Origin of the sequence: Phycicoccus endophyticus, assembly GCF_011326735.1 — a bacterium.
GTDB lineage: Bacteria > Actinomycetota > Actinomycetes > Actinomycetales > Dermatophilaceae > Phycicoccus > Phycicoccus endophyticus.
Window position 1 is genome coordinate 375671 of record NZ_JAANCN010000001.1, and the last position, 25999, is coordinate 401669.

Sequence of the window (25999 nt, forward strand, 5' to 3'; positions counted from 1 at the left end):
GCTAGCCGGGCATGGCGTCGCGCCACGCGAGCAGGTCGCGGACCGGACCGAGGTCGTAGTCGGGGCCGCTGAGGCCCACGGTGAACAGCCGCGTGCCGACGTCGTAGAGCTCCTGAGCACCGGCCGCGTAGTCCTCGACGTCCTCGGGCAGGCGGCCGGGCTTGGGGGAGACCCCCGCGGAGCGTTCGATCTCGCGCGGGTCGCGGCCGAGCGTGGCGCACCACTCGTCGAGCACGGCGTGCTTGCGGGCCACCGTCGCGGCGTCACCGAAGCCGTGCCAGATGTCGGCGTGCTCGGCGACGATGCGCAGCGTCTTGCGCTCCCCGCCGCCGCCGATGAGCACGGGGATGTCGCGGGTCGGGGGCGGGTTGAGCCGGGCCCAGCGCGCCTCGATGAGCGGCAGGTCACGCGCGAGCGCGTCGAGCCGGCCGACCGCCGTCCCGAACTCGTACCCGTACTCGGTGTAGTCCCGCTCGAACCAGCCCGACCCGATGCCGAGGATGAGCCGGCCGTCGCTGATGTGGTCGACCGTGCGGGCCATGTCCGCGAGCAGCTGGGGGTTGCGGTAGCTGTTGCACGTGACGAGCGCGCCGAGCTCGACCCGCTCGGTGGCCTCGGCCCAGGCGGCGAGCGTCGTCCAGCACTCGAAGTGCGCGCCGTCCGGGTCGCCGTAGAGCGGGAAGAAGTGGTCCCACGTGAAGAGCACGTCGACGCCGAGCTCCTCGAGCCGCGCGCAGGCGCGGCGCATGTCGTCGTACGCGGCGTGCTGGGGCTGGACCTGGGCGCCGATCCGCACCGGGCGGGGGTCGGCGCTCACTCGCCCACCACCTGGCCCTTGCCGACCACGGTGATGCCGGAGTCGGTGACCGAGAAGCCGCGGGCGAGGTCGGCCTCGCGGTCGAAGCCGATGGACGTGCCCTCGGGGACGACGACGTTCTTGTCGATGATCGAGCGCTGGATGCGGCAGTTCCGGCGGATCTGGACGCCGTCGAGGATGACGCTGTTCTCGATCTCGGTGTAGCTGTGGACGTGGACGTCGGGGGAGATGACCGACCCGTTGACCCGGGCACCGGAGATCACCACGCCGGGGGAGACCGCGGAGTTGAGGGCCTCCCCGAAGCGGCCGTGCGCGCCGTGGACGAACTTCGCGGGCGGGTAGTAGCCGTAGGTCGTGTAGAGCGGCCAGTCGTAGTTGTAGAGGTTGAAGACGGGGTGGATCGACACGAGGTCCATGTGTGCCTCGTAGTAGCTGTCGATGGTGCCCACGTCGCGCCAGTAGCCGAGGTCGCGCTCGGTGCCACCCGGGACGACGTTGTTCTTGAAGTCGTAGACCGAGGCGGCGCCCTGCTCGACCAGGGCGGGGACGATGTCGCCGCCCATGTCGTGGTCGCTGCCCTCGCGGGTGGAGTCGGCCGTCACGGCGTCGACGAGCGCCTCGGCGGTGAAGACGTAGTTGCCCATGCTCGCGAGGATCTCGTCGGGGGAGTCGGGCAGCCCGTCGGGCTCGGCCGGCTTCTCGAGGAAGGCCCGGATGCGTGTCGGGTCCTCCGGCTCGACGTCGATGACGCCGAACTGGTCGGACATCGAGCGGGGCTGGCGGATGGCGGCCACCGTCACGCCCGCGCCGCTCGCGAGGTGCTGGTCGACCATCTGCGAGAAGTCCATCCGGTAGACGTGGTCCGCGCCGACGACGACGACGATGTCCGGTCGCTCGTCGGTGATCGTGTTGAGGCTCTGGAAGATGGCGTCCGCGCTGCCCTGGTACCAGGACTTCCCGATCCGCTGCTGGGCCGGGATGGGCGCGACGTAGTTGCCGAGCATCGTGCTCATCCGCCACGTCTTGGTGATGTGCCGGTCGAGGCTGTGCGACTTGTACTGGGTGAGGACGACGACCTTGAGGTAGCCGGAGTTGACGACGTTGGAGAGGGCGAAGTCGATCAGCCGGTAGATGCCCCCGAAGGGGACGGCGGGCTTGGCCCGGTCCCGGGTGAGTGGCATGAGCCGCTTTCCCTCCCCACCCGCGAGGACGATGGCCAGGACCTTGGGACCTCCGCTGCGGTACGCCATGGCTCCAACCTATTGCGTGAGCGGCCTCGCTGACAGCCCACGCCCCGACTACGGTGAAGCGCGTGCGCATCGACATCCTGACCAAGGAGTACCCGCCGTCGATCTACGGGGGCGCGGGGGTGCACGTGGCCGAGCTCACCCGCGCGCTGCGGGCCCGGGGAGACACCGAGGTGTGGGTCCACGCCTTCGGTGGTCCCCGCGAGGAGGAGGGCACGACGAGCCACCCCGACCTGCCCGAGCTCGAGGGCACCAACGCCGCCCTGGCCACCCTCGGGGTCGACCTGACGATGGCCGCGCGCTGCGGTGGCGCCGACATCGTCCACTCGCACACGTGGTACGCGAACTTCGCCGGCCACGTCGCCGGGCTGCTCGAGGGGGTCCCGCACGTGCTGTCGGCCCACAGCCTCGAGCCGATGCGCCCGTGGAAGGCCGAGCAGCTCGGCGGGGGCTACCGGCTCTCCTCGTGGGTGGAGCGGACCGCCTACGAGGGCGCGGCGGCGGTCATCGCCGTGAGCGCGGGCATGCGGGAGGACATCCTGCGGGCCTACCCGAGCGTCGACCCCGACAAGGTGCAGGTCGTGCACAACGGGATCGACGCCGAGCTGTGGCGCCCCCGGGAGGACCCGGACGTCGTGCGCGAGCTCGGCATCGACCCCGATCGCCCCACCGTGGTCTTCGTCGGCCGGATCACCCGCCAGAAGGGCCTGCCCTTCCTCCTGCGCGCCGCCGGCCAGCTGCCGCCAGAGGTCCAGCTCGTCCTCCTCGCGGGAGCTCCGGACACACCGGAGATCAAGGCCGAGGTCGAGGGGCTCGTCGAGGGCCTGCGCGCCGAGCGCGACGGCGTCGTGTGGATCTCGCAGATGCTGCCGCGCGAGCAGGTCACGGCCGTCCTCGCCGCCGCCTCCGTGTTCGTCTGCCCGTCGGTCTACGAGCCGCTCGGCATCGTCAACCTCGAGGCGATGGCCTGCGAGCTGCCCGTCGTCGCCACGGCCACCGGGGGCATCCCGGAGGTCGTGCTCGACGGTGAGACCGGCTGGCTGGTCCCCATCGAGCAGAAGCAGGACGGCACCGGAACCCCCGTGGACGAGGACCGTTTCGTCGCCGACCTGGCCGCGGCGCTCACCGACGCCGTCTCCGACCTCGAGCGGGCCCGGCGGCTCGGGCTCGCGGGCCGCGAGCGTGCCGTGGAGTCCTTCTCCTGGGACACCATCGCCGAGCGGACGATGGAGGTCTACCGGGGCCTGACCGGCTCGTGACCGGCGGCACGCGAGGGCGCACGGCGGACCAGGGCGTGCCGACCCGTGGCGCCGCGGGGCGTCAACTAGGGTCGCAGGTATGAGCGACGTCCTGGCCCTGGCCGGTGTCAGCGTCGTGCGTGGGGACACGACGATTCTCGACGAGGTCACCTGGGAGGTCGAGGAGGGCCAGCGCTGGGTGGTGCTCGGCCCGAACGGCGCCGGCAAGACCACCCTCCTGCAGCTCGCGGCCGGGCGGATGCACCCGACCCGCGGGGTCGTCGGGATCCTCGGCGAGGTCCTCGGGGCGGTCGACGTCTTCGAGCTGCGGCCGCGCATCGGGCTCTCCAGCGCCTCGCTCGCCGAGCGCATCCCGGCGCGCGAGCGGGTGCGGGACGTCGTCCTCACCGCCTCCTACGGGGTCGTCGGCCGGTGGCGCGAGGCCTACGAGGGGATGGACGAGGGGCGCGCCGCCGAGCTGCTCGAGGCCCTCGGCGCGAGCCACCTCGCCGAGCGTCGCTACGGCACCCTCTCCGAGGGCGAGCGCAAGCGGGTCCAGATCGCCCGGGCCCTGATGACCGACCCGGAGCTGATGCTTCTCGACGAGCCCGCGGCCGGTCTCGACCTCGGGGGGCGGGAGGACCTCGTGCGCCGGCTGGGCGACCTCGCCGCCGAGCTCGCCGCCCCGGCCCTGGTTCTCGTGACCCACCACGTCGAGGAGATCCCGCCGCACTTCACCGACGTCCTGCTGCTGCGCGAGGGCCGCGTCGTCGCCCAGGGGCCGGTGGAGATCACCCTGACCGCGGACAACCTCGAGCGCACCTTCGGGATGCCGCTCGAGCTCGAGGCGCGGGGGAGCCGGTATGCGGCGCGGGCCCGCTGAGGGGCCGCGGAACCGTCGGGCGCGCCCACGCGTCCGAGCAGCGACAGCGAAGGAAAGGGGAGGCCGATGGACTGGCTGACCGACAACGCCTGGCTCGGGTGGCTGGGCGTGGCCCTCGTCCTGGCCGCCATCGAGGCGGCCACCGTCGACTTCGTCTTCCTCATGTTCGCCGGCGGCGCCCTCGCGGGCGCGGTGGCCGCCGCGCTCGGAGCCCCCTTCTTCCTCCAGGTCGTCGTGGCCGTCGTCGCGGCGATGCTCCTGCTGCTCGTCGTCCGGCCGATGCTGCGCGACCGGTTCATGGACTCCGTCACCGACCACCACATCGGTGCCGCCGGGCTCGTGGGCCGTGAGGCCTGGGTGCTCCAGGCGGTCACCGAGACCGACGGCCGGGTCAAGCTCGCCGGTGAGACGTGGTCGGCCCGGCTCGCCGAGGGCGGCGCCGCCGCCGGTCCGGGCGACCAGGTGCGCGTCATCGCCATCCACGGCGCCACGGCCATCGTCGTGCCGCTGCCCGACCCCTCGACCACCCCGACCACCTGAGCCGCGCTCCGGCGCGGACCCACCGAAAGGTTCCACCATGGACGGACTCGGCCCACTGATCGTCATCGTGCTGCTGGCGATCTTCGCGATCGTCGTGCTCGTGCGCACGGTGCGGATCGTGCCGCAGCAGACGGCGCTGATCATCGAGCGGCTGGGGCGCTACTCGCGCACCCTCGAGGGCGGCATCCACTTCCTCGTGCCGTTCGTCGACATCGTCCGCGCCAACATCGACCTGCGCGAGCAGGTCGTCTCCTTCCCGCCGCAGCCGGTGATCACGAGCGACAACCTCGTCGTGTCCATCGACACGGTGATCTACTACCAGGTCATCGACCCCAAGTCGGCCGTGTACGAGATCGCGAACTTCATCGCCGGGATCGAGCAGCTGACGGTCACGACGCTGCGTAACGTCATCGGCTCGCTCGACCTCGAGCAGACCCTGACCAGCCGCGACCAGATCAACGGCCAGCTGCGCGGCGTGCTCGACGACGCGACCGGCAAGTGGGGGATCCGGGTCAATCGGGTCGAGCTGAAGGCCATCGACCCGCCGGCCTCGGTGCAGGAGTCGATGGAGAAGCAGATGAAGGCCGAGCGCGACCGGCGTGCGGCCATCCTCAACGCCGAGGGGATCAAGGCCAGCCAGATCCTCACGGCCGAGGGCGAGAAGCAGAGCCAGATCCTCCGCGCGGAGGGCTCGGCCCAGGCACGCATCCTCGAGGCCCAGGGCCAGGCGCGCGCGATCCAGCAGGTGTTCGACGCCATCCACCGCGGCAAGCCGACCCAGAAGCTGCTCGCCTACCAGTACCTGCAGGTCCTGCCGCAGATCGCCCGTGGCGACTCGAACAAGATGTGGATCATCCCGAGCGAGCTCACCGACGCCCTGCGCGGCATCGGCGGAGCGCTCGGCGCCACCCAGCCCCAGCCCGAGGACGGCGACGACGACGGCTGGGTGGAGCCGGAGGAGTCGATGAGCGACGCCTTCGAGGACACGGTGCTCGAGGACCCGAAGCAGGCCCTGGCGCGTGCGCGCGGTCAGGCGGCGCAGTCCAGCCGGGAGGCCGAGGAGCACGCGACCCCGGCCTCGCGGGTGCAGCCGCCGATCACCCCCGGCCCCGAGGCCGTGCCCCCGCGCGCGGAGCCCCCGGCCCCGCCCGCCCCGCCGGCGGCACCGGAGCCGCCGGCGACGCCCCCGACCCAGGGGTAGCCCGTGGCGCCGACGCCGTGCCGGTCAGTGGCCGAGCACGGCGTCGAGCAGTCCCGGGAAGCGGCCCTCGAGCTCCTCGCGCCGCAGCGCGACCACCCGGCGCCGTCCGAGGGGCTCGTTCGTCACGAGCCCGGCCTCGCGCAGCGTGCGCAGATGGTGGGAGAAGGTCGACTTCGGGACGTCGGGCTCGCTGCCGCGGCACTCCTCGACGGTGCGTGGCCCCTCGGCGGCGAGCTCGCGCACGAGCGCGAGCCGCGAGGGGTCGCTCAGCGCGAAGAGCACGGTGGTCAGCTCGACGTCCCCGAGATCGGGGTGGGTGAGCAGCCGCGGCTGGCGGTCGCCGGCCATGGTTCGACTCCTTTGGAATAGTCGTCGTCGACGGTGGGTTCAACGGGCCGTACGGTTCCATCATTCCGGAACGGAGGCCCCATGGTCCCGCGTCTGCGTCCACCCGGTGCGTTCGTCGTCGTCGGGCTCACCGTCGCCACCTTCCTCGCGGCCTCGAGCGCGCCGAGCCCGCTCTACCCCGCCTACGAGGACACCTTCGACCTGACCGCGTCGTCGGTCACCCTGGTGTTCGCGGTGTACGTCCTCGCGCTGCTCGCCACCCTGCTCGTCGCGGGTCGGGTCTCCGACCACGTCGGCCGGCGTCCCGTCCTCGCGACGGCGCTGCTCGTCGAGGCCGGCAGCCTCGTCGCGTTCCTGCTCGCCGACGGGGTTCTCGTGCTGACCCTGGCCCGGGTCGTGCAGGGCGTGGCCACCGGGATCGCGATGGGGGTGATGGGTGCCTACCTGCTCGACCTGCAGCGGTACGGCACCGAGCACGGGGCCCTCGTCAACAGCGTGGCACCGGTCGCCGGCCTCGCCGTCGGAGGGGTCCTCGCCGGGACGCTCGCCGAGTACGCGCCGGCCCCCCTGCGCCTGGTCTACCTCGTCCTCCTCGCCGCGGTGCTCCTCCTGCTCCTCGCGGTCGCGACGCTTCCCGAGACCGCGGCACGGCGCCCGGGGGCCCTCGCCGCGATGCGTCCCGTCGTCGCCGTGCCCCGCCGGGCACGGCCCGCGTTCGTCGGCGCCGTCCCCGTCTTCGCCTCGACGTGGGCGCTCGGCGGCCTCATGCTCTCGGTGAGCGGCTCCGTGCTCGCCTCGCAGCTCGGCGTGACCAACCACGCGCTGTCCGGGCTGGTCATCGCCGCGTTCACCGGCGCGGGCGCGCTCGCCTCCCTGCTCGGGCGCGGGCTCTCCTCGCCGACCCTGACGCGCAGCGGCCTGGGGGCGCTCGTCGCCGGGCTCGGCGCGTTCGTCGCCGCCCTCGTCCTGTCCTCCCTCGACGTGCTCGTGCTCGCCGTCACCGTCGCGGGGGTCGGCTTCGGCATCGCCTTCCTCGGTGCGCTGCGGTCGCTGACGGCGCTCGCCGAGCCCCACGAGCGCTCGGCGCTGATGTCGGCGGTATACATGGTGAGCTACGTGGCCTTCGCGGTCCCCGCCCTCGTCGCCGGGGCCCTCGTGGGCGAGGTCGGGCTGCACGCCACCGCGCTCGGCTACGCCGCCGTCGTCGGCACGGTGGCCGCGACCGCCCTCGTCGTCGACCTCGTGCGCGCTCGCCGGGCCCCGGACGGCCCTCCGGAGCCGGCGGTGAGCGCACTAGGGTGTCCGGGTGTCGGTCGGTGAAGCGCTCGTCGTCGTCCTCGCCGGCGTCGGGGCCGGCACGATCAACACGATCGTCGGCTCCGGGACGCTGATCACCTTCCCGACGCTCCTCCTGCTCGGGGTGCCGCCGGTGACCGCCAACATCTCCAACAACCTCGGGCTTGTCCCCGGCAGCCTCACCGGGGCCGTGGGCTACCGGCGCGAGCTGCGGGGGATGGGCGCCGAGCTGCGCCGGTACGTCCCCATGTCCTTCCTCGGGGGCGCCGTCGGCGCGGTCCTGCTGCTCGTCCTCGACCCGGACCTCTTCCGCACGATCGTGCCCGTCCTCATCCTCGTCGGCATCGTCCTCGTGGCGGCTGGGCCGCGGATCGGCTCCTGGACCGCCCGGCGCCGCGGCGATGCCGGCGCCACCGACCATCGGGGGCTCATGCAGGGCGGGGTCCTGGGAGCCGGCGTCTACGGGGGCTACTTCGGTGCGGCCCAGGGGATCATCCTCATGGGGATCCTCGGGGCGCTCTCCGGGGAGTCCCTCCAACGGCTCAACGGCCTCAAGAACGTCCTGGCGACCGTCGTCAACGCGGTCGCCGCGGTTGTCTTCCTGCTCGTGGCTCCGGGACGCATCGACTGGTCGGTGGTGCTGCTCATCGCCGTGGGCTCGACCCTCGGGGGCGCGCTCGGGGCGACGGTGGGGCGGCGTCTGCCGAGCCCGGTGCTGCGCGGCTTCATCATCGTCGTCGGACTGGTGGCGGTGGGCCGGCTGGTGCTCTACCCGTGAGCGTGGTGCGCATCGAGGACGCCGCCGACCCCCGGCTGGCCGACTACGTCTCCCTGACCGACGTCGCGCTGCGGCGGCGTCTGGAGCCCGCGGGTGGGCTGTACGTCGCCGAGTCCGAGAAGGTCATCCGCCGCGCCCTGGAGGCCGGGCACCGGCCACGCTCCTACCTCATGGCCGAGCGGTGGCTCAGCGACCTCGCCGATGTCGTCGCCGACGCACAGCGGGACCGCGTGCCGGTCTACGTCGGGGAGCACGAGGTCATCGAGCGGCTCACCGGGTTCCACCTGCACCGGGGTGCGCTCGCGGCCATGCACCGGCCGCCGCTGCCGCCGCTCGGCCAGGTGCTCGCCGACGCCCGGCGGGTGCTCGTCCTCGAGGACGTCGTCGACCACACGAACGTCGGTGCCGTGTTCCGCTCGGCCGCCGCGCTCGGCATGGACGCCGTGCTCGTGACCCCCCGCTGCGCGGACCCGCTCTACCGGCGCTCGGTCCGGGTGTCGATGGGCACCGTGTTCCAGGTCCCGTGGACCCGCGTCGACCCCTGGCCGGGGGGTGTCGAGGCACTGCGCGGGTTGGGCTTCCACGTCGCCGCCCTGGCCCTCTCGCCGGACGCGGTGACCCTCGACGCGCTCGCGGGCGACCCGCCCGAGCGGCTGGCGCTCGTCCTCGGGACCGAGGGCGACGGGCTCTCACCGCGCACGGTGGCCGCGGTGGACACCGTCGTGCGCATCCCGATGGCCGGCGGCGTGGACTCGCTCAACGTCGCCGCCGCCGGAGCGGTCGCGGCGTGGGCGCTGCGCGTCACCGACGTCCCCGGGCGCCCCGGGCCCACCTAGCGCACGAGACGGTCCAGCAGCCGCTCGGCCTCGGCGTCGGGGTCCTCGGCGGCCCCACCGTGGACCGGACCGGGCTGGACCACCGTGGAGCGTGGGGCGCTCAGCCACCCGAACCGTTTGCCCTGGGTGGTCAGCGCCGTGTCGGCTCCCTCGGGGGGTGCCTCGCACACCCGCCCCACCGCCGCCAGTGCGGCCCGGAGGGCGTCGAGGTCGGCCGTGGGGTCGAGTGCGCGGGCCCGGTCCTCCTCGACGTGCCAGGCGCAGCGCAGCACCCCGGCGGACTGCGAGTGCAGCACGACCCCGACGTTGACGCACTCGCCGCGGTCGACCCGGGGGACGAAGCGCAGCACGACGTACTGGTAGGGATGGCTCATCCGGCACCTCCGAGCCAGGCATCGGGCCGTTCGAGCCGCCGGACCAGGTGCTCGAGGTAGGCCGAGCGCACGGCGTCCAGGTCGGGCAGGCTGCCCGTGGTCTCGAGCCACTCGTCGGGGACCTCGGCGACGACCTCGCCCAGGACGTCCTCGGTGAGCAGGGGGGCGAGCCGCTCGTGGGCCTGGCCCACCGGGCCGGCCACCGACGCCAGGACGTGGCCGGCGGGGTCGAAGGGCTGCTCGACGAAGCGCCCGACATCAGGGGGACGACTGGGCCAGCCGTGGTGGAACCACAGGGCGGCGCCGTGGTCGATGGCCCAGGCGCGCCCGTGCCAGAGCAGCAGGTTGGGGTTGGCCCACGTCCGGTCGACGTTCGCGGTGTAGGAGTCGAGCCAGAGGATGGCCGCGGCCTCCTCGGGCGAGGGCGGATGCGAACCGTCGTAGCCGAACGCCCCGGGGAGGAAGTCGACGCCGAGGTTGCGCCCCGGGCTCGCGGTGAGCAGGTCCTGGACCTCCTCGTCGGCCTCGTACCGCGCGATCGCGCTCGGCAGGTCGACCACGGCCAGCCCTGGGGTGGGGATGCCCACGCGCCGGGCGACCTCGCCGACGAGCACCTCCGCGACGAGGACCTTGCGGCCCTGGCCCGCCCCGGTGAACTTCACGACGTAGGTGCCGAGGTCGTCGGCCTCGACGAGACCGGGCAGCGAGCCACCCTCGCGCAGCGGCGCGACGTAGCGGACGGCGGTGACGGACTCGAGCACGGCCTCAGGCTAGTGGTCCGCGGGGTGCGCGGGCTCGCTGGCTACGCTGGCCCCGATGAGCAGCGAGCACAGACTTCTGGCGGGCCGCTACGTCCTCGAGGAACCCATCGGGCGTGGCGGGATGGGTGAGGTGTGGCGTGCCACCGACACCGTGCTCGGCCGGGAGGTGGCGGTCAAGACGATCGACCTGGACCGGGTACCCGACGAGGCGGGTGCCGCCCGCTTCGAGCGCGAGGCCCAGGTGACCGCCGCGATGAGCCACCCGAACGTCGTCACCGTCCACGACACCGGCGTCGAGGGACGGACCGCCTACCTCGTCATGGAGCTGCTGCCCGGGCCGAGCCTCGCCGAGCGCCTCGCGCAGGGCCCGCTGCCGCTCGAGGAGGTCGTCGACGCCGCGCGGCAGGTCGCCTCGGCCCTCGGTGCCGCCCATGCCCGGGGGGTGGTGCACCGCGACATCAAGCCGGCCAACGTCGTCCGCGCCGCGGACGGCCGGCTCCGGGTGCTTGACTTCGGGATCACCCAGCTCGGGGAATCCTCGGGCAGCCAGGCGCTCACGGCCACGCACACCGTCATGGGCACCGCCGAGTACCTCGCTCCGGAGCAGGCGACGGGTGGGCGGGTCGACGGCCGCGCCGACCTCTACGCCCTCGGCTGCGTCCTCTACGCGCTGCTGACCGGCCGGCCGCCGTTCCGCGGGGCCACGCCCGTCGCGACGATGATGCAGCACTCGCACGACCCGGTCCCCGACGTGCGGGAGTCCCGCCCCGAGACCCCGGCGTGGCTCGCCGGGCTGGTCTCCGCTCTGCTCGCCAAGGACCCGCAGGACCGCCCGGCGGACGCCGCCGCCGTGCTCGAGGCGATCGAGCGTCGCGAGGCGCCCGGAGCGGCCTCGGTGGCCGCGGCCACGACGACCCTCCTGCCCGCCTCCGGTGCGGAGCCCACACGCCGGCTCGCCAGCCCGGCCCCCGCGGCGGCCACGAGCCCGCCGACCGCTGCGGCGCCACCCACCCCGGCGCGCAGCCCCGAGCGGCGCGGGTCCTCCGCGCCGCTGTGGGTGCTCGCCCTCGTCGCGCTCGCGGCGCTCGCGCTGCTCGCGTGGTACCTCCTGACCGGTCTCGGGGAGGGCTCGGACCCCGCGACGACACCGACGTCCACGCCGTCGACGAGCGCGCCGGCGACCCAGGAGAGCCCCAGCACCACGCCCCCCGAGACGAGCGCGGCCGAGGAGTCGCCCACGAGCGAGGCGCCCTCCCCGACGCAGACCCCGTCCGAGACCACCGCCGACCCCCAGCCGGTCGAGGACGCCGGGAGCGCCCTGGATGACGAGGTGAGCCAGCTGCGCCAGGACGACGTCATCGACGAGCAGGCCGCCAAGGTGGTCCAGGACCCGCTCAAGGACGCCGACAAGGCGCTGCGCAAGGAGGACTCCGAGGCCCTCGTGGAGGCCCGGGACGCCCTCGTGGAGGACTACCAGGAGGCGGTGGCCGACGGCACCTACCCGGCCGAGGCGGCGCAGCGGCTCGACCCGCTCGTCGAGGACTTCGACCAGGCCGTCGACGACTACGCCGGCGGCTGAGGCCCGGCACGACGAAGGCCCCGAACCGCAGTGGTTCGGGGCCTTCGGGCCGGTGTCCGAGGGGGGACTTGAACCCCCATGCCCTATACGGGCACTAGCACCTCAAGCTAGCGCGTCTGCCAATTCCGCCACCCGGACGAGTGGTGCCGGAGCAGCCCGGGGCGGCCCTCCAACAGCCCGGAACGATACACGGTCCGCGGCCGGGAACCGAAATCGCCGGGGGGCGCGGGCGACGCCTAGGGTGGGGGGATGACCGAGACCCTGCGCCCCGAGGACGAGGTCGTGCGGATCTGCCAGGAGCTGATCCGGATCGACACGAGCAACTACGGCGACGGCTCCGGTCCGCGGGAGGCCGAGGCCGCCGAGTACGTCGTCGGCCTGCTGCGCGAGGTGGGCCTGGAGCCGAGCACCTACGAGTCCGACCCCGGTCGGGTGACCGTCGCGGTCCGCATCCCCGGCGCGGACGCCGACCGGGGGGCGCTGTGCGTGCACGGCCACCTCGACGTCGTGCCTGCGCAGGCCGAGGACTGGCAGGTCGACCCGTTCTCCGGCGAGGAGCGCGACGGCTGCGTGTGGGGCCGGGGAGCGGTCGACATGAAGGACATGGACGCGATGATGCTCGCCTGCGTGCGCGACATCGCCCGCCGCGGCGTCGTGCCGCCTCGCGACCTCGTCGTCGTCTTCTTCGCCGACGAGGAGGCGGGCGGGGTCAAGGGCTCGCACTTCATGGTCGAGGAGCACGCCGAGGTGTTCGAGGGCGTCACCGAGGCGATCAGCGAGGTCGGCGGCTACAGCGTCACCGTCACCGACCGCGAGGGGCGGGAGCGGCGCACGTACCTCGTGCAGACCGCCGAGAAGGGCATCGCCTGGCTGCGCCTGACCGCCACGGGGCGCGCCGGCCACGGCTCGGTCCCCAACGACGAGAACGCGATCGTGCGGCTCGCCGAGGCGATCGCCCGGATCGCCGCCCACAAGTGGCCACGCGAGTACATCCCCTCGGTGCGCACCCTGCTCGACGGGCTCTCCGAGCTCACGGGCACCGGGTGGTCGGACGAGGACCTCGAGGAGCTGCTCGCCCACCTCGGCGGTGCCCAGGGGTTCGTGCGCGGCACCCTCCAGGACACGAGCAACGTCACGATGCTCGAGTCGGGGTACAAGCACAACGTCATCCCGCAGGAGGCGCACGCGAACGTCGACTGCCGCTACCTTCCCGGGCACGAGGAGGACCTGCTCGAGACCATTCGCGAGCTCGCCGGTGAGCACGTGCGGGTCGAGGTGCTCCACGGGGACATCGCCCTCGAGGCGCCGTTCGAGGGCGACCTCGTCGAGCGGATGGTGGAGGCGCTGCGGGCCGAGGACCCGCAGGCCGAGGTGCTGCCCTACTGCCTCTCCGGCGGGACGGACAACAAGGCGCTCTCGCTGCTCGGCGTCACCGGCTACGGCTTCGCCCCGCTGCGGCTGCCGGCCGACCTGGACTTCGCCCCGATGTTCCACGGCGTCGACGAGCGGGTCCCGACGGAGTCCTTGCGGTTCGGCACCCGCGTGCTGACCCGCCTCCTCGAGACCTGCTGAGGCCCGCCGCCCTCACCAGGGGGTGGCCACCGGCTGACGCCGCGCCCGGATGATCCGCCGACGCAGCCACGTCGTCGTCCGCCCACCCATGGCGGTGCGGGTGCGGGCGAGCTCCCAGTGCCCGTACTCGGCGTGCTCGGTGAGTGCGCGCCGGATGTCGGAGCGGCGGACCTCCCGCCCGAAGCTCAGGACGAGGTACTCGTAGTCGGCCATCGGCACATTGTGCCCAAAGCCGGTACGGTTCGATGCATGAGTGCCGACCCGCGTGCCGCCCTCGCCCGGTTGGTCGCCGCGTTCGAGCGCCACCTCGAGGTGAGCAGCACCCGCCGGGGCGACGAGGACCCGGCCGTGGTCGCGGCGTACGAGGATCTCGCCGACGCCTTCGAGGAGTACGACGGGTCGCTCTACGACGCCTACGGGGAGATGACCCCGCTCGACATCTACGCCGGTGACGACGAGGACGACGAGGACCTCGACGACGGGCACGACGACGAGGACGGGGACCGGTCGCGGATCTACTCCGGGCTCGACGACGACTACGACGACGAGGACGACTGAGGGCGACCCCGCGGCTCAGACGTGGTCTGCGGAGACCTCGTCGAGCGCGCCGACGATCTGCTCGGGCAGTTCGACGTCCTCGCTCTCCAGGAGTGCTCCCAGCTGCACCGCGGTGCGAGGCCCGACGATCGGCGCGGTGACCGCCGGGCGGTCCCGGACCCACGCCAGCGCCACTGCCGCGGGGGCCACCCCGAGGCCCTCGGCGGCCGTGCGGACCGCTTCGACGACACCGAGGGTGTGCTCGCCGACGTGCCGCCCGGCGAACCGGGCGAACTCGTCGGACGCGAGACGCGAGTCGGCGGCCACCGAGCCCCGGTAGCGCCCGGTGAGCACCCCCCGGCCGAGCGGGGACCAGGGGAGCAGGCCGATCCCGAGATGGGAGGCGGCCTCGACGAGCTCGCGCTCCGGGCGGCGCTCGACGAGCGAGTACTCGACCGAGTCGGCGGCCAGGGGGACGCCCGCGGCCTCGAGCAGCGACATCGTCCGGGCGGCCTGCCAGCCGACGTGGTTGGAGACGCCGACGTACCGCGCGCGTCCGGTCTGCCAGGCGTGGACGAGGGCGCCGACGGTCTCCTCCAGGGGCGTCGCGTCGTCCCAGGTGTGCGCGAGCCACACGTCGACGTGGTCGGTCCGCATCCGCTGCAGGGACAGGTCGAGGTGGTGGAGCATCGTGCGCCGCGAGCAGTCGACGACCCGGGCGCCGGTCGAGCGGCTGATGCCGGACTTCGTGACGAGCACGACCTCGTCGCGCGCGCCGTCGGCGAGGAGCCGGCCGAGGATCTCCTCGGCGGCACCACCGGCGTACCCGTGAGCGGTGTCGACGAGGGTGCCCCCGGCGGACCGGAACGCCGTGAGGATGTCCTCGGCCTCCTCGGGGGAGGTGCGGGTGCCCCAGGCCATCGTCCCCAGCCCGAGCCGGGAGACCGTGAGCCCGGTGGCGCCGAGGCGGCGGGTCTGCATGGCCGCGACCCTACCCGGGAGGCCACTCCCCGGTCGGAGTGCGCCACACCGACACGTGGGGCTCGCTGTCGGCGGTGAACGGGGTGCCGAGCCAGTCCGCGGCCCGCCGTTCGAGGTTGTAGGTGTCGAAACCGCCGTGGTCGGCGCCGACGTCGAAGGGGACCGCGCCCGTGCCGGGCGGGAGGCGGCGCGAGCGGTTTTCGCGCCGGCGAGGAGCGCCAGTCAGAACGGCGGCGGTCCGGTGGGTAGGGGTGCGTGCCGCCGCCGGTGGTGGGCGTGGTGGTACTCGAGGTGGTACCTGCCCGGTGGCGGGTGGTGTTCCGAGTGGTGCTCGAGCACCGAGTGGGGCTGGTCCTGTGGGCCTCGGGCGCGGCGGGCCGGGGCCGGATCGTCGCCTCGGTCGGGGAGGACGAGGGCGCGGGCGTGGTCGGTCGGCGTGGTGGTGCGGGTGCGCCCGGTGGGGTCGGTCCAGGTCATCGTGGCGTCGGGGTGGAGGACGGCTCGCCAGCCGGGGCGTTGTTTGACGCGGTGGTGGCGCCGGCAGAGGCAGGTGAGGTTGCTCGCGCTCGTCGGACCGGCAGGCCAGGGGGTGACGTGGTCGAGATCGCAGAAGCGGGCGGCGACGTGGCAGCCGGGGAAGCGGCAGTGCCCGTCCCGGGCCCGGACCAGTGCCGCGAGCCGGGAACCGGGCCGGTAGCCGTGGCTCGCCAGCTCCTCGTGCGGGTCGAGCAGCGCACCGGTGACGGCGTCGGTGACGTGCGCGCCTGCCGCCGGCCATGGCTCGGTGACGGCTCGCTGGAGCCAGCCGCGCTCGACGAGCACCGGTTCGCTGGCCCGCGCACTGGCGACCTCGACCAGGTCCCCGGCTGCACGCTCGTCTCCGGTCCGCGGCTCGGCGGTCGTGGCCGCGCGGGCCGCCGGCGTGGTGAGGTGGACCTGGACGTCGACGGTCGCGTTCCCGGTGACCAGGTCGGTCAGCGCCTTCGCCCGGGCCCTATCGATCCGCTCGCAGACGCCGTCGCGCACGTAGGTCTGGGCGAGGGCGTCGATCGCGCCCCACGCGGCGCAGGCTTCCTCGGAGGGGAAGGTGCCGTGCCAGGTGTCGACGCCGGGCTGCTCCACCCACCGCTGCAGGGAGGACTCGCTCCGGGCCCGGGCCGCCTTCGCACGCAGGAAGTCCGGAGAGATCGCGGCGAGCACCCGCCGCACCCGTTGGCGCAGCCGTGGCCCGTCCTCGCGCTCGACGTGCGGTTCGAGCGCGTCGAGCACGGCACGGGCGACCTCGGCCCGGCACTCCTCCAGCTCCTCGGCGACCACCCCCGCCCGATACGCGTCCACCCGGCCGGCACCCATCGCCGCGTGCAACCGACCCAACCCGGTACAGGTCTCGGTACCGTCCGGTCCGTCCGCGGCCCGCCGCACCGCGGCCTGCACCCGACGCTCGGCGTGCACCGCGGACACGGTCAGCACCCCGGACAGCACCGCCGCCGCGTCCAACGCGACGTGGCCCAGCGCCCGGTGGGTCTCGACGACCTCACCGTCGTCGAGGACCTCCGGCTCGATGGCGGCCAACCGCACGACCGCCGCATCCTGCGCCGCGGCGACGGTGTTCGCCAGCGACTGGAGCTCACCGACCGCCTCGGCCCACTCACCGACCGACCCCACCGCCGAGGCCGGCTCCATCACCGCGGCGACCGCCTCCCGCGCGACGTGCGCGGCAGCGGCGACGTCACCCGGAGTGCACAACGCGGCCATCGCAATCCCCTTCCCTGCTACCGGAGATTCTACCGGCGCCCACCGACAGCGCCCCGCTCCCAAGGGGGTTGTCCACAGGCTGATTCTGCTGCCGCACAGCCCGGTTCGACCGCTGCGGAGTGCTGTGAGCGGAGGCGTGTGGAGGTCAGGGCCCCGGACGGGTGTCGAGCGTCCAGCGGTGCCCGAAGGGGTCGGTGAACACGGCGAGCGCGGTACGCGCCGACACCTCGTCGATGCCCAGCCCATCCGACCCCGTTGCCGCCATGCCGGCGACGCTACGACCCGACGCCACGTGAGGAGCAAGAGCGCGCCCGCTAGCCTGCCCTGCATGCGTCTCGGACTGGCTGGTGGCTACGCGGGGATGGGCATGGGCGAGGACCTCCTCGAGCTCGTGCAGGAGGCCGACCGGCTCGGCTACGCCTCCGTGTGGGTGGCGGAGGCGTACGGCTCGGACAGCCCGACCGTGCTCGCCTGGCTCGCGGCCCAGACCGAGCACATCGGCCTGGGTGCCGGGGTGATGCAGATCCCCGCCCGTACCCCGGCGATGACGGCGATGACCGCCGCGACCCTCGACACGCTCTCCGGTGGTCGCTTCCTGCTCGGGCTCGGGGTCTCCGGTCCCCAGGTGAGCGAGGGCTGGCACGGCGTCCGGTTCGCCGACCCGCTCGGCCGCACCCGCGAGTACCTCGAGATCGTGCGGGCCGCCCTGCGGCGCGAGAACGTCGTCGCGGACGGGAAGCACTTCACCCTCCCGCTCCCGGACGGACCGGGGAAGTCGCTGCGGCTGACGATCCACCCGCCGCGGCCCGACCTGCCCGTCTACCTCGCGGCCGTCGGGCCCCGCAACCTGCGCCTCGCCGGTGAGCTGGCGGACGGGTGGCTCGCGGTCTTCCTCTCCCCGGAGCACTCCCGTGACCAGCTCGACACCGTGCGGGAGGCCCGCGAGCGCGCGGGCCGGGGGACCCCGGGTGACCCGATGGCCGGGTTCGACACGGTGGCCACCGTGCCCGTCGTCGTCACCGACGACCTCGAGGCCGCGCGCGCCGCCGTGGCGCCGTACACCGCGCTGTACATCGGTGGCATGGGCAGCCGCGAGCAGAACTTCTACAACCGGCTGGCGCGCCGGATGGGCTTCGACGAGGCCGCCGACACCATCCAGGACCTCTACCTCGCCGGCCGGCCGCGCGACGCCGCGGACGCCGTCCCGTTCGAGCTCGCCGATGCCACCGCGCTGCTCGGGCCGCCGGAGCGGATCGCCGAGCGGGTCGGCCGCTACGCCGAGGCCGGGGTGACGACGCTGTCCGTCCTGCCGTACGCCCGGACCACCGAGCAGCGGCTCGCGGTCCTGCGGCTCATGGCGCAGGTCGTGCCCGGCTGACGGATGGACCGGTCGACGCGCGACACCCCGGCACCCGTCCGGGTCGAGCACAGCCGGCGCCCCTAGGCTGCCCGGGTGCCCGTCGAGCTCTCCTACCTCCAGGCCGTCGTCCTCGGCGTCGTCGAAGGCCTCACCGAGTTCCTCCCGATCTCCTCCACCGGCCACCTCACGGTCGTCGAGCACCTGCTCGGGCTACCCGTCGACGCACCGGCGGTCACCGCCTACACGGCGATCATCCAGATCGGTGCCATCGTCGCGACCTTCATCTACTTCGCGCGCAAGATCGCGCGCCTCTTCCTCGCGTGGGTCCACGGGCTGCGCGACGCCGAGGCCCGGACCGACCGCGACTACCGGCTCGCCTGGGCGGTCGTCGTCGGGTCCATCCCGGTCGGCCTCGTCGGGTTCGCCCTCAAGGACGTCATCGCCGGCCCGCTGCGCAGCCTGTGGGTGGTGGCCGCCGGGCTCGTCCTGTGGAGCGCCGTCATCTGGGTGGCCGAGCAGCGCCACGACATCCTCGAGCGGCGGGGCGAGCAGCGCGGCGAGGAGGGGGTCACCGTCCGCGACGGGCTCGTCATCGGGCTCGTCCAGTGCTTCAGCCTGATCCCCGGCGTCTCACGCTCGGGCGCCACCATCTCGGCGGGCCTCATCCGCGGCATCGACCGGGTGACGGCCACCGAGCTGTCGTTCTTCATGGCGATCCCGGCGCTCACCGCCGCGGGCCTGTTCGAGCTGGTCGACGCCTGGGGTGACCTGAAGACCCTCGGGGCCGGGCAGATGCTCGTCGGCATCGTCGTCGCGTTCGTCACCGCCTACGCCTCGATCGCCTGGCTGCTGCGGTTCGTCGCGACGAACTCGCTGCGGGCCTTCATCGGCTACCGGGTGGCCCTCGGCGCCGCGCTCGTCCTCGCCCTCGCCGCGGGCTGGCTCAGCGCCACCTGACGCCGGCGGGCCGCTCAGAGCCAGCCGGCCCGCTTGAAGAGCCGGAAGAGGGTGCCGCAGGACACGGCCATGACCGCCACGGCGAGCGGGTAGCCGAAGCGCCAGTGCAACTCGGGCATGTGCTCGAAGTTCATGCCGTAGATGCCCGCGACCATGGTCGGCAGGGCCGCGATCGCCACCCAGGCCGAGATCTTGCGCATGTCGTCGTTCTGCTGCACCGACACCTGCGCCAGGTGGGCGTCGAGGATGCCCGAGAGCAGGTTGTCGTAGGACTCGATGTGGTCGATCACGCTGTGCAGGTGGTCGGAGACGTCACGCAGCAGCAGGCGCAGCTCGCCCTCCGGCACCGGGCTGCGCGGCGAGGCGTGCAGCGTGCGCAGGGGCTCGGCGAGCGGCATCGCCGCCCGCCGGAACTCGAGCACCTCCCGCTTGAGCTCGTAGATGGCCGCGGTGTCGCTGCGCTCGTCGGAGAAGACGGCGGTCTCGATCTCGTCGAGGTCGGTCTGGACCTCGGCGTCGATCTCGAGGTAGTCGTCGACGACGCGGTCGAGCACCGCGTGCAGGACGGCCAACGGCCCGAGTCGCAGGCGCTGCGGGTCCTCCTCGAGCCGTCGGCGCAGGTCGGTGAGTGGCGTCAGCTCGCCCCGGCGGACGGTGACGACGAATCGGTCCCCGACGAAGAGCATCACCTCGCCGGTCTCGATGTCCGAGGTGCGGTCCAGGTAGCGCAGCGGCTTCAGGACGACGAACACGGTCCCGTCGTAGAGCTCGACCTTGGCGCGCTGGCGGCCCTGGACGGCGTCCTCGACGGCCAGCGGGTGGAGCCCCAGCTCGGTGTCGACGGAGTCGAACTCCTCCTGCGTCGGGTCCTTCAGCCCGATCCACAGGAAGCCCGAGGGGTCGGCGCAGGAGCGCAGCCGCTCCAGCTCGTCGGAGAGGTCCCCGCAGTCCCGGCGGGTCCCGTCCTCGTAGATGGCGCGGTCGACGATCACGCAGGCCATTGTGGGTGACGCGCAGGGCCCGCGGTGCCCGGGGGCGCCTACAGTGTCCTCTCGTGGCCATCGTCCTGCTCCTGCGGCACGGCCACTCGACGGCGAACGCCGACGGGGTGCTCGCGGGCTGGACCGAGGGGGTGGGCCTCACCGACACCGGGCGGGACCAGGCGGCGCGGGCCGCCGAGCGGCTCTCCGCGCTCACCGTCGTCCGGGCGGTGTCCAGCCCCCTCCAGCGCTGCCGGGAGACCGCCTCGCTGGCGGTGCCGGGCCTGCAGGTCGCGAGCGACGAGCGGCTGGGGGAGTGCCACTACGGCGCGTGGACCGGCCGGCGGCTCGCCGACGCCGCCAAGGACCCCCTGTGGCGGGTCATCCAGGACGACCCCGCCGCGGCGACGTTCCCGACCTCGCCGGCCCACCGTGGCGAGTCCCTGGGGGAGATGGCCGAACGGGTCGTCGCCGGGGTGCGGGCCCTCGACGCCGAGGTCGAGCAGGGGCACGGGACGGGCGCGGTGTGGCTCGCGGTCAGCCACGGCGACCCGATCAAGGCGGTCGTCGCCGAGTCGGTCGGAGCCGGCGTCTCCGGGCTGCAGCGCGTGCGCATCGACCCGGGTTCGCTGACCGCCGTCCAGGTGACCGCGACCCGGATGGTCCTCCTCGCGAGCAACACCCACGCCGGAGACCTCTCGGCCCTGGTGGCCCGGCCGGCCGAGCACGAGGCCGGAGACTCCACCGTGGGCGGCGGCGCCGGCTGACGCCCGCGGTGGTTGCCGTCGCCGGCCGACAGCGGCTAGGGTGGCGACACTGTTGCGAACAATGCGCAACAACATCGATGACACCCCTGGAGGTCGCCGTGCACGTCCCCGACGGGTTCCTCGACGCACCGACGTCGGTCACCACCGGCGTCGCCGCTGCCGCCGTCGTCGGAGCCTCGCTCGTGCGGGCCGCCCGCCACGAGCTCGACGACCGCACCGCCCCGCTGGCCGGGCTCGTCGCGGTCTTCGTCTTCGCCGCCCAGATGGTCAACTTCCCGGTCGGCGCGGGGACCTCCGGGCACCTGCTCGGCGCCGCGCTCGCCGCGGTGCTCGTCGGCCCGGCGACGGCGACCCTGTGCCTGACGGTCGTGCTCGCCGTCCAGGCCTTCCTCTTCGCCGACGGCGGGGTCACCGCCCTCGGCACGAACGTCCTGCTCATGGGCACGGTGGCGGTGTGGGTCGGCTACCTCGTCGCCCGGGGCGTGCTCGCGCTGCTGCCCCGTCGCCCGGCGAGCATCCCCGCCGCCGCCGCGTGTGGCGCGCTCGTCAGCGTGCCCGTGGCCGCCCTCGCGTTCGTCGGGCTCTACGCCCTCGGGGGTGCCGCGCCGATCCCCCTGGACCAGCTGGCCGGGGCGATGGTCGGCTGGCACGTCCTCATCGGCATCGGGGAGGCGGTCATCACCTTCCTCGCGGTCTCGAGCATCGTCGCCGCCCGTCCCGACCTCGTGCACGCCGCCCGAGGGCGGTTGCCCGAGCTGACCCTGAAGACCCCGGAGCCGGTCGCGTGAGCACCACGACGCCCACCCCTCGGGTCAGCACCCGGCGCCTGCTGCTCGTCGGGCTCGCCGTCAGCCTGCTCATCGCCGGCGTGGTCTCGTTCTACGCCTCCGGCCACCCCGACGGCCTCGAGTACGTCGCGCACTCCCTCGGGTTCGGCGACGCCGCGACGAGCTCCCCGACGGCCGGGTCGCCCCTGGCCGACTACGGGGTCTCGGGCGTCTCGAACGCTCGGCTCTCGGGGGGCCTGGCCGGGGTGATCGGCGCGGTCGTCACCGGTGCCCTCGTCCTCGGGCTGGTCCTGCTCGTCCGGCGGCGCGGCCCCCGCGACCGCGGGCGGGCCTGAGGTGGGCTCCGGCCCGGGGGAGCACCTGCACGTCGAGGGCGACACCGTCCTGCACGCACTGCCGCCACACGTCAAGCTCGTCGGGCTCGTCGCGTTCGTCCTCGGAGTGGTCGCCGTGCCGTCGCACGCGCACCGGGTCCTCGCGGCCCTCCTCGCCCTCGCGGTGGGCCTGGTCCTGCTCACCCGGGTGCCGGCCCGTCACGTCCTGCCCCGCCTCGCGGTCGAGACCCCGTTCGCGGTCTTCGCCGTCGTGCTGCCCTTCGTCGCGGTCGGCCCCCGGGTCGCCCTGGGGCCGGTGAGCGTCTCGCAGGCCGGGCTCACGGCAGCGGTCGCGCTGCTGCTCAAGGGCACCACGGGCGTGCTCGCCGCGGTCACCTTCGCGGTGACGACCCGGCCTCGCGACCTCGTGCGGGCCCTGCAGCACCTGCGGCTGCCGGACCCGCTCGTGCTCATCGCCTCGTTCATGGTCCGCTACGTCGACGTCGTGGCCGACCAGCTGCGCCGGATGCGGGTGGCCCGCGCCTCCCGCGGGTTCAGCGCCCGCTCGGTGCGGGCCTGGCCGGTCCTCGCCGCCGGCACCGGCGCCCTCTTCATCCGCAGCTACGAGCGCGGCGAGCGGGTGCATCTGGCCATGGTCAGCCGCGGGTGGTCCGGCCGGCTGCCCGTCACCGCACCCCTGGAGGCCTCGCCGCGCGACTGGCTGCTCGGGCTCACCCCGGCCCTCGTGGCGGCCGGGTGCGCGGTGGCGGCGACAATGGCCACGTGACCACTCCCGTCCTCGACCTGCGTGGCGTCGCGTACGCCTACCCCGGCGGGCACCAGGCCCTCTTCGGGGTCGACCTGCACGTCCACCCCGGGGAGCGGGTCGCCCTGCTCGGGCCCAACGGGGCCGGGAAGACCACCCTCGTCCTCCACCTCAACGGCGTCCTGCGCCCCGGGCACGGGAGCGTCACGGTCTCCGGGCTGCCGGTCACCGAGGAGAACCTCCTCGAGGTGCGCCGCCGCGTGGGCATCGTCTTCCAGGACCCCGACGACCAGCTGTTCATGCCGACGGTGCGCGACGACGTCGCCTTCGGCCCGGCCAACCTGGGGCTGCGCGGTGCCGAGCTCGACGCCCGCGTCCACGAGGCGCTCGCGGCGGTCGGCGTGGCCGACCTCGCCGACCGGGCACCGCACCACCTCTCCTTCGGGCAGCGACGCCGGGTGGCCATCGCCACCGTCCTCGCGATGCGCCCGGAGATCCTCGTCCTCGACGAGCCGTCCTCCAACCTCGACCCGGCCTCCCGACGGGAGCTGGCCGACATCCTGCGCACCCTGGAGGTGACCATCCTCATGGTCACCCACGACCTGCCGTACGCCGTCGAGCTGTGCGAGCGCGCGGTCGTGCTCTCCGAGGGCAGCGTGGTCGCCGACGGGCCGACCCGGGAGCTGCTCGCCGACGCCGCCCTCATGGCCCGCCACCGCCTGGAGCTGCCGGTCGGGTTCTCGATCTAGGGTGGGCAGCATGCCAGCCACCGTCTTCGACCCGCCGGACCGCTTCGTCGCCGGTACCGTCGGCCCGCCCGGGGGCCGGACCTTCTTCCTTCAGGCGAGCGGCGAGGGCCGCACCGTCTCGGTCTCCCTGGAGAAGGTGCAGGTCAGCGTGCTCGCCGACCGGGTCGGCGACCTCCTGGACGCGCACGCGGAGGGGACGGCCACCGAGCCGCTCGACGACGGGGACACCGAGCCCCTGGAGACCCCGATCGAGGACGACTTCCGGGTCGACACCCTCAGCCTCGCGTGGGACCCCGAGCGGCACGTCCTCGTCATCGAGTGCCACGACCAGGACCCCGAGGAGGTCGAGGAGAGCACGCTGAGCACCCTGCGGGTCGTCCTCACCCCGCAGGCCGCCCGGGCGTTCGCCCGCCGCTGCGGACGGGTCGTCGCCGCGGGCCGCCCACCGTGCCCGTTCTGCGGCCAGCCCCTCGACCCCTCCGGCCACATCTGCCCGCGTGCCAACGGGTACCGACGCTGAGCTCGAGCGGCTGCTGCGCCGCGGGGAGCTGACGCCCGTCGGGCGGATCTCGGGGTCCTCCAACGGCGCGCTGCTCTGCCTCGTCGGCGACCCCGCCGACGAGGTGCTCGTCATCCACAAGCCGGAGGCGAGCGAGCGGCGCCTGTGGGACTACCCGGACGGCACGCTCGTGGCCCGTGAGCGGGCCGCCTACCTCGTCAGTGAGGCCGGCGGCTTCGGTGTCGTCCCCCCGACCGTGCTGCGCACGGGCCCCCTGGGCCCCGGCTCGGTGCAGCTGTGGGTCGGGCCGACCACGGGGGAGGCCGAGCCGCTCGTCGACGTCCTGGAGCCGCAGGAGGTGCCGCCGGGATGGTTCGTCGTCCTCGAGGGCGAGTCGCCGCTCGGGGAACCGGTCGTCGTGGCGCACTGCGCCGAGCCGGGGCTGCGCTCGGTGGCCGTGCTCGACGCGGCCCTGAACAACTCCGACCGCAAGGGCGGCCACCTGCTGCGTGACGGTGCGGCGGTGCGCGGGTGCGACCACGGCGTGAGCCTCGGGGTCGAGCCCAAGCTGCGGACGGTCCTGTGGGGGTGGGCCGGCGAGCCGCTGCCCGAAAGCGACCTCGGCCGCCTCGAGCGGCTGCTCGCCGCGCTGACCGGTGGGCTCGCCGATCAGCTGGAGGAGCTGCTGACGACGACGGAGGTGCAGGCCCTCGAGCACCGCGTGCGCACGCTGCTGCGCACCCGCCGGCACCCCGTGCCGCGTGGGGGCTGGCCCGCCATCCCGTGGCCGGCCCTGTAGGCGGCGCACCGTAGGCTGTGCCGGTGAAGTCCTGGCCCGCACCCGCCGTCCCCGCGATCCCCGGTGCGGGAGTACATCTTCGCCTCTACGACACCAGCCGTCGCGAGGTTGGGCCGATCGAGGGCGGGCAGGGGACCCGGATGTACGTCTGCGGCGTCACGCCCTACGACGCGACCCACCTCGGTCACGCGGCGACCTACGTGACCTTCGACGTCGTCATGCGCGCCATGCTCGACTGCGGCCACGACGTCGAGTACGTGCAGAACGTCACGGACGTCGACGACCCGCTCCTGGAGCGGGCGGCGCGCGACGGGCGTGACTGGCGCGAGCTCGCGCTCTCGGAGATCGACCTGTTCCGCGAGGACATGACCGCCCTCGGGGTCATCCCCCCGACCGAGTTCCGCGGTGTCGTGGAGTCGATGGACGAGATCGCGGCCGCCGTGCGCCGGCTGCTGGAGAGCGGGTCGGCCTACCGGCTGCCGGTTCCCGCCGACGAGGGCGACGGCGAGGACGTCTACCTCGACCTGTCCCGCTCGCGCACCTTCGGCGAGGTCTCCCACTGGACCCGCGAGCAGATGCTCGCCGTCTTCCCCGAGCGCGGCGGCGACCCCGAGCGGCCCGGCAAGCGGGACCCGCTCGACCCGCTGCTGTGGCGAGGGGCCCGCACCGGCGAGCCGGCGTGGGCGGACGAGGTGCTCGGCGCCGGCCGCCCCGGGTGGCACATCGAGTGCACCGCGATCTCGCTGGCGCACCTCGGCATCCCGTTCGACATCAAGGGCGGCGGCAGCGACCTGGTCTTCCCCCACCACGAGATGAGCGCGGCGCAGGCGACCGCCCTCACCGGCGGCGCGGTGTTCGCCCGGCACTACGTGCACCAGGCGATGGTGGGCTACGACGGCGGGAAGATGAGCAAGTCGCGCGGCAACCTCGTCCTGGTCTCCCGGCTACGGGCCGCGGGCGTGGACCCGATGGCGCTGCGCCTGCTCCTGCTCGACCAGCACTACCGCACCGAGTGGGAGTTCACCGACGCCCTCCTGACGGCCGCCCAGCGGCGGCTGGAGCGCTGGCGGGAGGCCTTCTCCGTCCCCGCAGGGGTCGAGGCCGAGCCCACCCTCCAGGCGGTCCGCGAGAGCGTGGCCGACGACCTGGCGACGCCCCGGGCGCTCGCCGCGGTCGACGACTGGTGCACGCGCACCCTCGCCGGCGAGGGTGGCGACCCGGCGGCGCCCGGGGTGCTCGCGCGCACGGTGGACGCGCTGCTCGGCGTGCGCCTGTGA

The 25999-nt window shown here is 74.0% G+C and carries 29 protein-coding genes and 1 tRNA gene; 20 read left to right on the forward strand and 10 right to left on the reverse strand.

What is annotated here, in order from left to right; all coding sequences use genetic code 11:
• Nucleotide 1: 1 nt before the first annotated feature.
• Nucleotides 2-817, reverse strand: coding sequence for an LLM class F420-dependent oxidoreductase (locus G8D98_RS01820; RefSeq protein WP_166098277.1), 816 nt, complete (start codon nucleotides 815-817; stop codon nucleotides 2-4).
• Nucleotides 814-2067, reverse strand: coding sequence for a glucose-1-phosphate adenylyltransferase (glgC, locus tag G8D98_RS01825; protein WP_166098279.1), 1254 nt, complete (start codon nucleotides 2065-2067; stop codon nucleotides 814-816). Before glgC ends, G8D98_RS01820 begins: the two co-directional genes overlap by 4 nt.
• Before the next feature lie 62 nt (nucleotides 2068-2129).
• Here glgC and glgA point away from each other — a divergent pair, with 62 nt between their 5' ends.
• The 4 genes from glgA to G8D98_RS01845 all read left to right on the forward strand — a co-directional run bounded on the left by glgA (nucleotide 2130) and on the right by G8D98_RS01845 (nucleotide 5926).
• Complete coding sequence (glgA, locus tag G8D98_RS01830) at nucleotides 2130-3323, forward strand: glycogen synthase (protein ID WP_166098281.1); 1194 nt, start codon at nucleotides 2130-2132, stop codon at nucleotides 3321-3323.
• Nucleotides 3324-3402: 79 nt separating this feature from the next.
• Nucleotides 3403-4185: an ABC transporter ATP-binding protein gene (locus G8D98_RS01835; RefSeq protein WP_166098284.1), complete on the forward strand. Its 783-nt coding sequence runs from the start codon at nucleotides 3403-3405 to the stop codon at nucleotides 4183-4185.
• A 66-nt stretch (nucleotides 4186-4251) separates the two neighbouring features.
• Entirely contained in the window at nucleotides 4252-4725 is a 474-nt protein-coding gene (locus G8D98_RS01840; RefSeq protein WP_166098286.1) for an NfeD family protein, read from the forward strand.
• Between the two features lie 37 nt (nucleotides 4726-4762).
• A complete protein-coding gene (locus G8D98_RS01845) occupies nucleotides 4763-5926 on the forward strand; it encodes an SPFH domain-containing protein (RefSeq protein ID WP_166098289.1) in 1164 nt (387 codons plus the stop codon).
• Nucleotides 5927-5950: 24 nt separating this feature from the next.
• Here the strand turns inward: G8D98_RS01845 and G8D98_RS01850 are convergent, their stop codons facing one another.
• On the reverse strand, nucleotides 5951-6274 hold the full coding sequence (locus G8D98_RS01850; RefSeq protein ID WP_166098291.1) for an ArsR/SmtB family transcription factor: 324 nt from the start codon (nucleotides 6272-6274) through the stop codon (nucleotides 5951-5953).
• Between the two features lie 81 nt (nucleotides 6275-6355).
• Between G8D98_RS01850 and G8D98_RS01855 the strand changes: the two genes are divergently transcribed.
• From G8D98_RS01855 to G8D98_RS01865, 3 genes are read left to right on the forward strand one after another with little or no spacing between them, the layout of a single operon-like run.
• Entirely contained in the window at nucleotides 6356-7594 is a 1239-nt protein-coding gene (locus G8D98_RS01855; protein WP_166098294.1) for an MFS transporter, read from the forward strand.
• Complete coding sequence (locus tag G8D98_RS01860) at nucleotides 7581-8348, forward strand: sulfite exporter TauE/SafE family protein (protein WP_166098297.1); 768 nt, start codon at nucleotides 7581-7583, stop codon at nucleotides 8346-8348. Before G8D98_RS01855 ends, G8D98_RS01860 begins: the two co-directional genes overlap by 14 nt.
• Nucleotides 8345-9184: a TrmH family RNA methyltransferase gene (locus G8D98_RS01865; protein ID WP_373868484.1), complete on the forward strand. Its 840-nt coding sequence runs from the start codon at nucleotides 8345-8347 to the stop codon at nucleotides 9182-9184. Before G8D98_RS01860 ends, G8D98_RS01865 begins: the two co-directional genes overlap by 4 nt.
• Here the strand turns inward: G8D98_RS01865 and G8D98_RS01870 are convergent.
• Complete coding sequence (locus G8D98_RS01870) at nucleotides 9181-9558, reverse strand: DUF3037 domain-containing protein (protein ID WP_166098299.1); 378 nt, start codon at nucleotides 9556-9558, stop codon at nucleotides 9181-9183. The two genes, G8D98_RS01865 and G8D98_RS01870, sit on opposite strands and share 4 nt — an antisense overlap.
• On the reverse strand, nucleotides 9555-10319 hold the full coding sequence (locus G8D98_RS01875; RefSeq protein WP_166098302.1) for a HipA family kinase: 765 nt from the start codon (nucleotides 10317-10319) through the stop codon (nucleotides 9555-9557). The genes G8D98_RS01870 and G8D98_RS01875 overlap by 4 nt, the downstream gene beginning before the upstream one ends.
• A 55-nt stretch (nucleotides 10320-10374) precedes the next feature.
• On the opposite strand from G8D98_RS01875, the gene G8D98_RS01880 reads away from it, so the two are divergent.
• Nucleotides 10375-11898 (forward strand): serine/threonine-protein kinase, encoded by a 1524-nt coding sequence (locus tag G8D98_RS01880; protein WP_166098304.1) that lies wholly within the window; start codon nucleotides 10375-10377, stop codon nucleotides 11896-11898.
• A 53-nt stretch (nucleotides 11899-11951) separates the two neighbouring features.
• Here the strand turns inward: G8D98_RS01880 and G8D98_RS01885 are convergent.
• Nucleotides 11952-12036, reverse strand: a tRNA-Leu gene (locus tag G8D98_RS01885).
• Nucleotides 12037-12147: 111 nt separating this feature from the next.
• Here G8D98_RS01885 and G8D98_RS01890 point away from each other — a divergent pair.
• A complete protein-coding gene (locus G8D98_RS01890) occupies nucleotides 12148-13470 on the forward strand; it encodes a M20/M25/M40 family metallo-hydrolase (protein ID WP_166098307.1) in 1323 nt (440 codons plus the stop codon).
• A gap of 12 nt (nucleotides 13471-13482) precedes the next feature.
• Here G8D98_RS01890 and G8D98_RS01895 read toward each other — a convergent pair whose 3' ends face one another.
• Nucleotides 13483-13683 carry a DUF5703 family protein gene (locus G8D98_RS01895; protein ID WP_166098310.1) on the reverse strand — a complete coding sequence of 67 codons (201 nt, stop codon included), beginning with the start codon at nucleotides 13681-13683 and terminating at the stop codon, nucleotides 13483-13485.
• Nucleotides 13684-13719: 36 nt separating this feature from the next.
• On the opposite strand from G8D98_RS01895, the gene G8D98_RS01900 reads away from it, so the two are divergent.
• Nucleotides 13720-14028: a primosomal protein gene (locus G8D98_RS01900; RefSeq protein WP_166098314.1), complete on the forward strand. Its 309-nt coding sequence runs from the start codon at nucleotides 13720-13722 to the stop codon at nucleotides 14026-14028.
• Between the two features lie 15 nt (nucleotides 14029-14043).
• Here the strand turns inward: G8D98_RS01900 and G8D98_RS01905 are convergent, their stop codons facing one another.
• Complete coding sequence (locus G8D98_RS01905) at nucleotides 14044-14988, reverse strand: aldo/keto reductase (RefSeq protein WP_166098317.1); 945 nt, start codon at nucleotides 14986-14988, stop codon at nucleotides 14044-14046.
• A gap of 222 nt (nucleotides 14989-15210) precedes the next feature.
• Complete coding sequence (locus G8D98_RS01910) at nucleotides 15211-16743, reverse strand: HNH endonuclease signature motif containing protein (protein ID WP_166098319.1); 1533 nt, start codon at nucleotides 16741-16743, stop codon at nucleotides 15211-15213.
• A gap of 328 nt (nucleotides 16744-17071) precedes the next feature.
• On the opposite strand from G8D98_RS01910, the gene G8D98_RS01915 reads away from it, so the two are divergent.
• The gene (locus tag G8D98_RS01915; protein ID WP_166098321.1) at nucleotides 17072-18121 is read left to right on the forward strand and encodes an LLM class F420-dependent oxidoreductase; all 1050 of its coding nucleotides are present in this window, start codon (nucleotides 17072-17074) and stop codon (nucleotides 18119-18121) included.
• A 75-nt stretch (nucleotides 18122-18196) separates the two neighbouring features.
• Nucleotides 18197-19060, forward strand: coding sequence for an undecaprenyl-diphosphate phosphatase (locus G8D98_RS01920; protein WP_166098323.1), 864 nt, complete (start codon nucleotides 18197-18199; stop codon nucleotides 19058-19060).
• 14 nt (nucleotides 19061-19074) lie between these two features.
• Here the strand turns inward: G8D98_RS01920 and corA are convergent, their stop codons facing one another.
• The gene (gene corA / locus G8D98_RS01925) at nucleotides 19075-20052 is read right to left on the reverse strand and encodes a magnesium/cobalt transporter CorA (protein ID WP_166098326.1); all 978 of its coding nucleotides are present in this window, start codon (nucleotides 20050-20052) and stop codon (nucleotides 19075-19077) included.
• Nucleotides 20053-20114: 62 nt separating this feature from the next.
• Here corA and G8D98_RS01930 point away from each other — a divergent pair, with 62 nt between their 5' ends.
• From G8D98_RS01930 to mshC, 8 genes are all read left to right on the forward strand, one after another.
• Entirely contained in the window at nucleotides 20115-20807 is a 693-nt protein-coding gene (locus G8D98_RS01930) for an MSMEG_4193 family putative phosphomutase (RefSeq protein WP_166098329.1), read from the forward strand.
• 77 nt (nucleotides 20808-20884) lie between these two features.
• Nucleotides 20885-21595, forward strand: coding sequence for an energy-coupling factor ABC transporter permease (locus G8D98_RS01935; RefSeq protein ID WP_229661699.1), 711 nt, complete (start codon nucleotides 20885-20887; stop codon nucleotides 21593-21595).
• A complete protein-coding gene (locus G8D98_RS01940) occupies nucleotides 21592-21930 on the forward strand; it encodes a PDGLE domain-containing protein (protein WP_166098332.1) in 339 nt (112 codons plus the stop codon). The genes G8D98_RS01935 and G8D98_RS01940 overlap by 4 nt, the downstream gene beginning before the upstream one ends.
• Nucleotide 21931: 1 nt before the next feature.
• A complete protein-coding gene (cbiQ, locus tag G8D98_RS01945) occupies nucleotides 21932-22696 on the forward strand; it encodes a cobalt ECF transporter T component CbiQ (RefSeq protein ID WP_166098335.1) in 765 nt (254 codons plus the stop codon).
• The gene (locus G8D98_RS01950; RefSeq protein ID WP_166098337.1) at nucleotides 22693-23424 is read left to right on the forward strand and encodes an energy-coupling factor ABC transporter ATP-binding protein; all 732 of its coding nucleotides are present in this window, start codon (nucleotides 22693-22695) and stop codon (nucleotides 23422-23424) included. The genes cbiQ and G8D98_RS01950 overlap by 4 nt, the downstream gene beginning before the upstream one ends.
• Before the next feature lie 10 nt (nucleotides 23425-23434).
• Complete coding sequence (locus G8D98_RS01955; protein WP_166098340.1) at nucleotides 23435-23944, forward strand: DUF3090 domain-containing protein; 510 nt, start codon at nucleotides 23435-23437, stop codon at nucleotides 23942-23944.
• Nucleotides 23922-24722 carry an SCO1664 family protein gene (locus G8D98_RS01960; protein ID WP_166098342.1) on the forward strand — a complete coding sequence of 267 codons (801 nt, stop codon included), beginning with the start codon at nucleotides 23922-23924 and terminating at the stop codon, nucleotides 24720-24722. Before G8D98_RS01955 ends, G8D98_RS01960 begins: the two co-directional genes overlap by 23 nt.
• 23 nt (nucleotides 24723-24745) lie before the next feature.
• Nucleotides 24746-25999 carry a cysteine--1-D-myo-inosityl 2-amino-2-deoxy-alpha-D-glucopyranoside ligase gene (gene mshC, locus G8D98_RS01965; protein WP_166098344.1) on the forward strand — a complete coding sequence of 418 codons (1254 nt, stop codon included), beginning with the start codon at nucleotides 24746-24748 and terminating at the stop codon, nucleotides 25997-25999.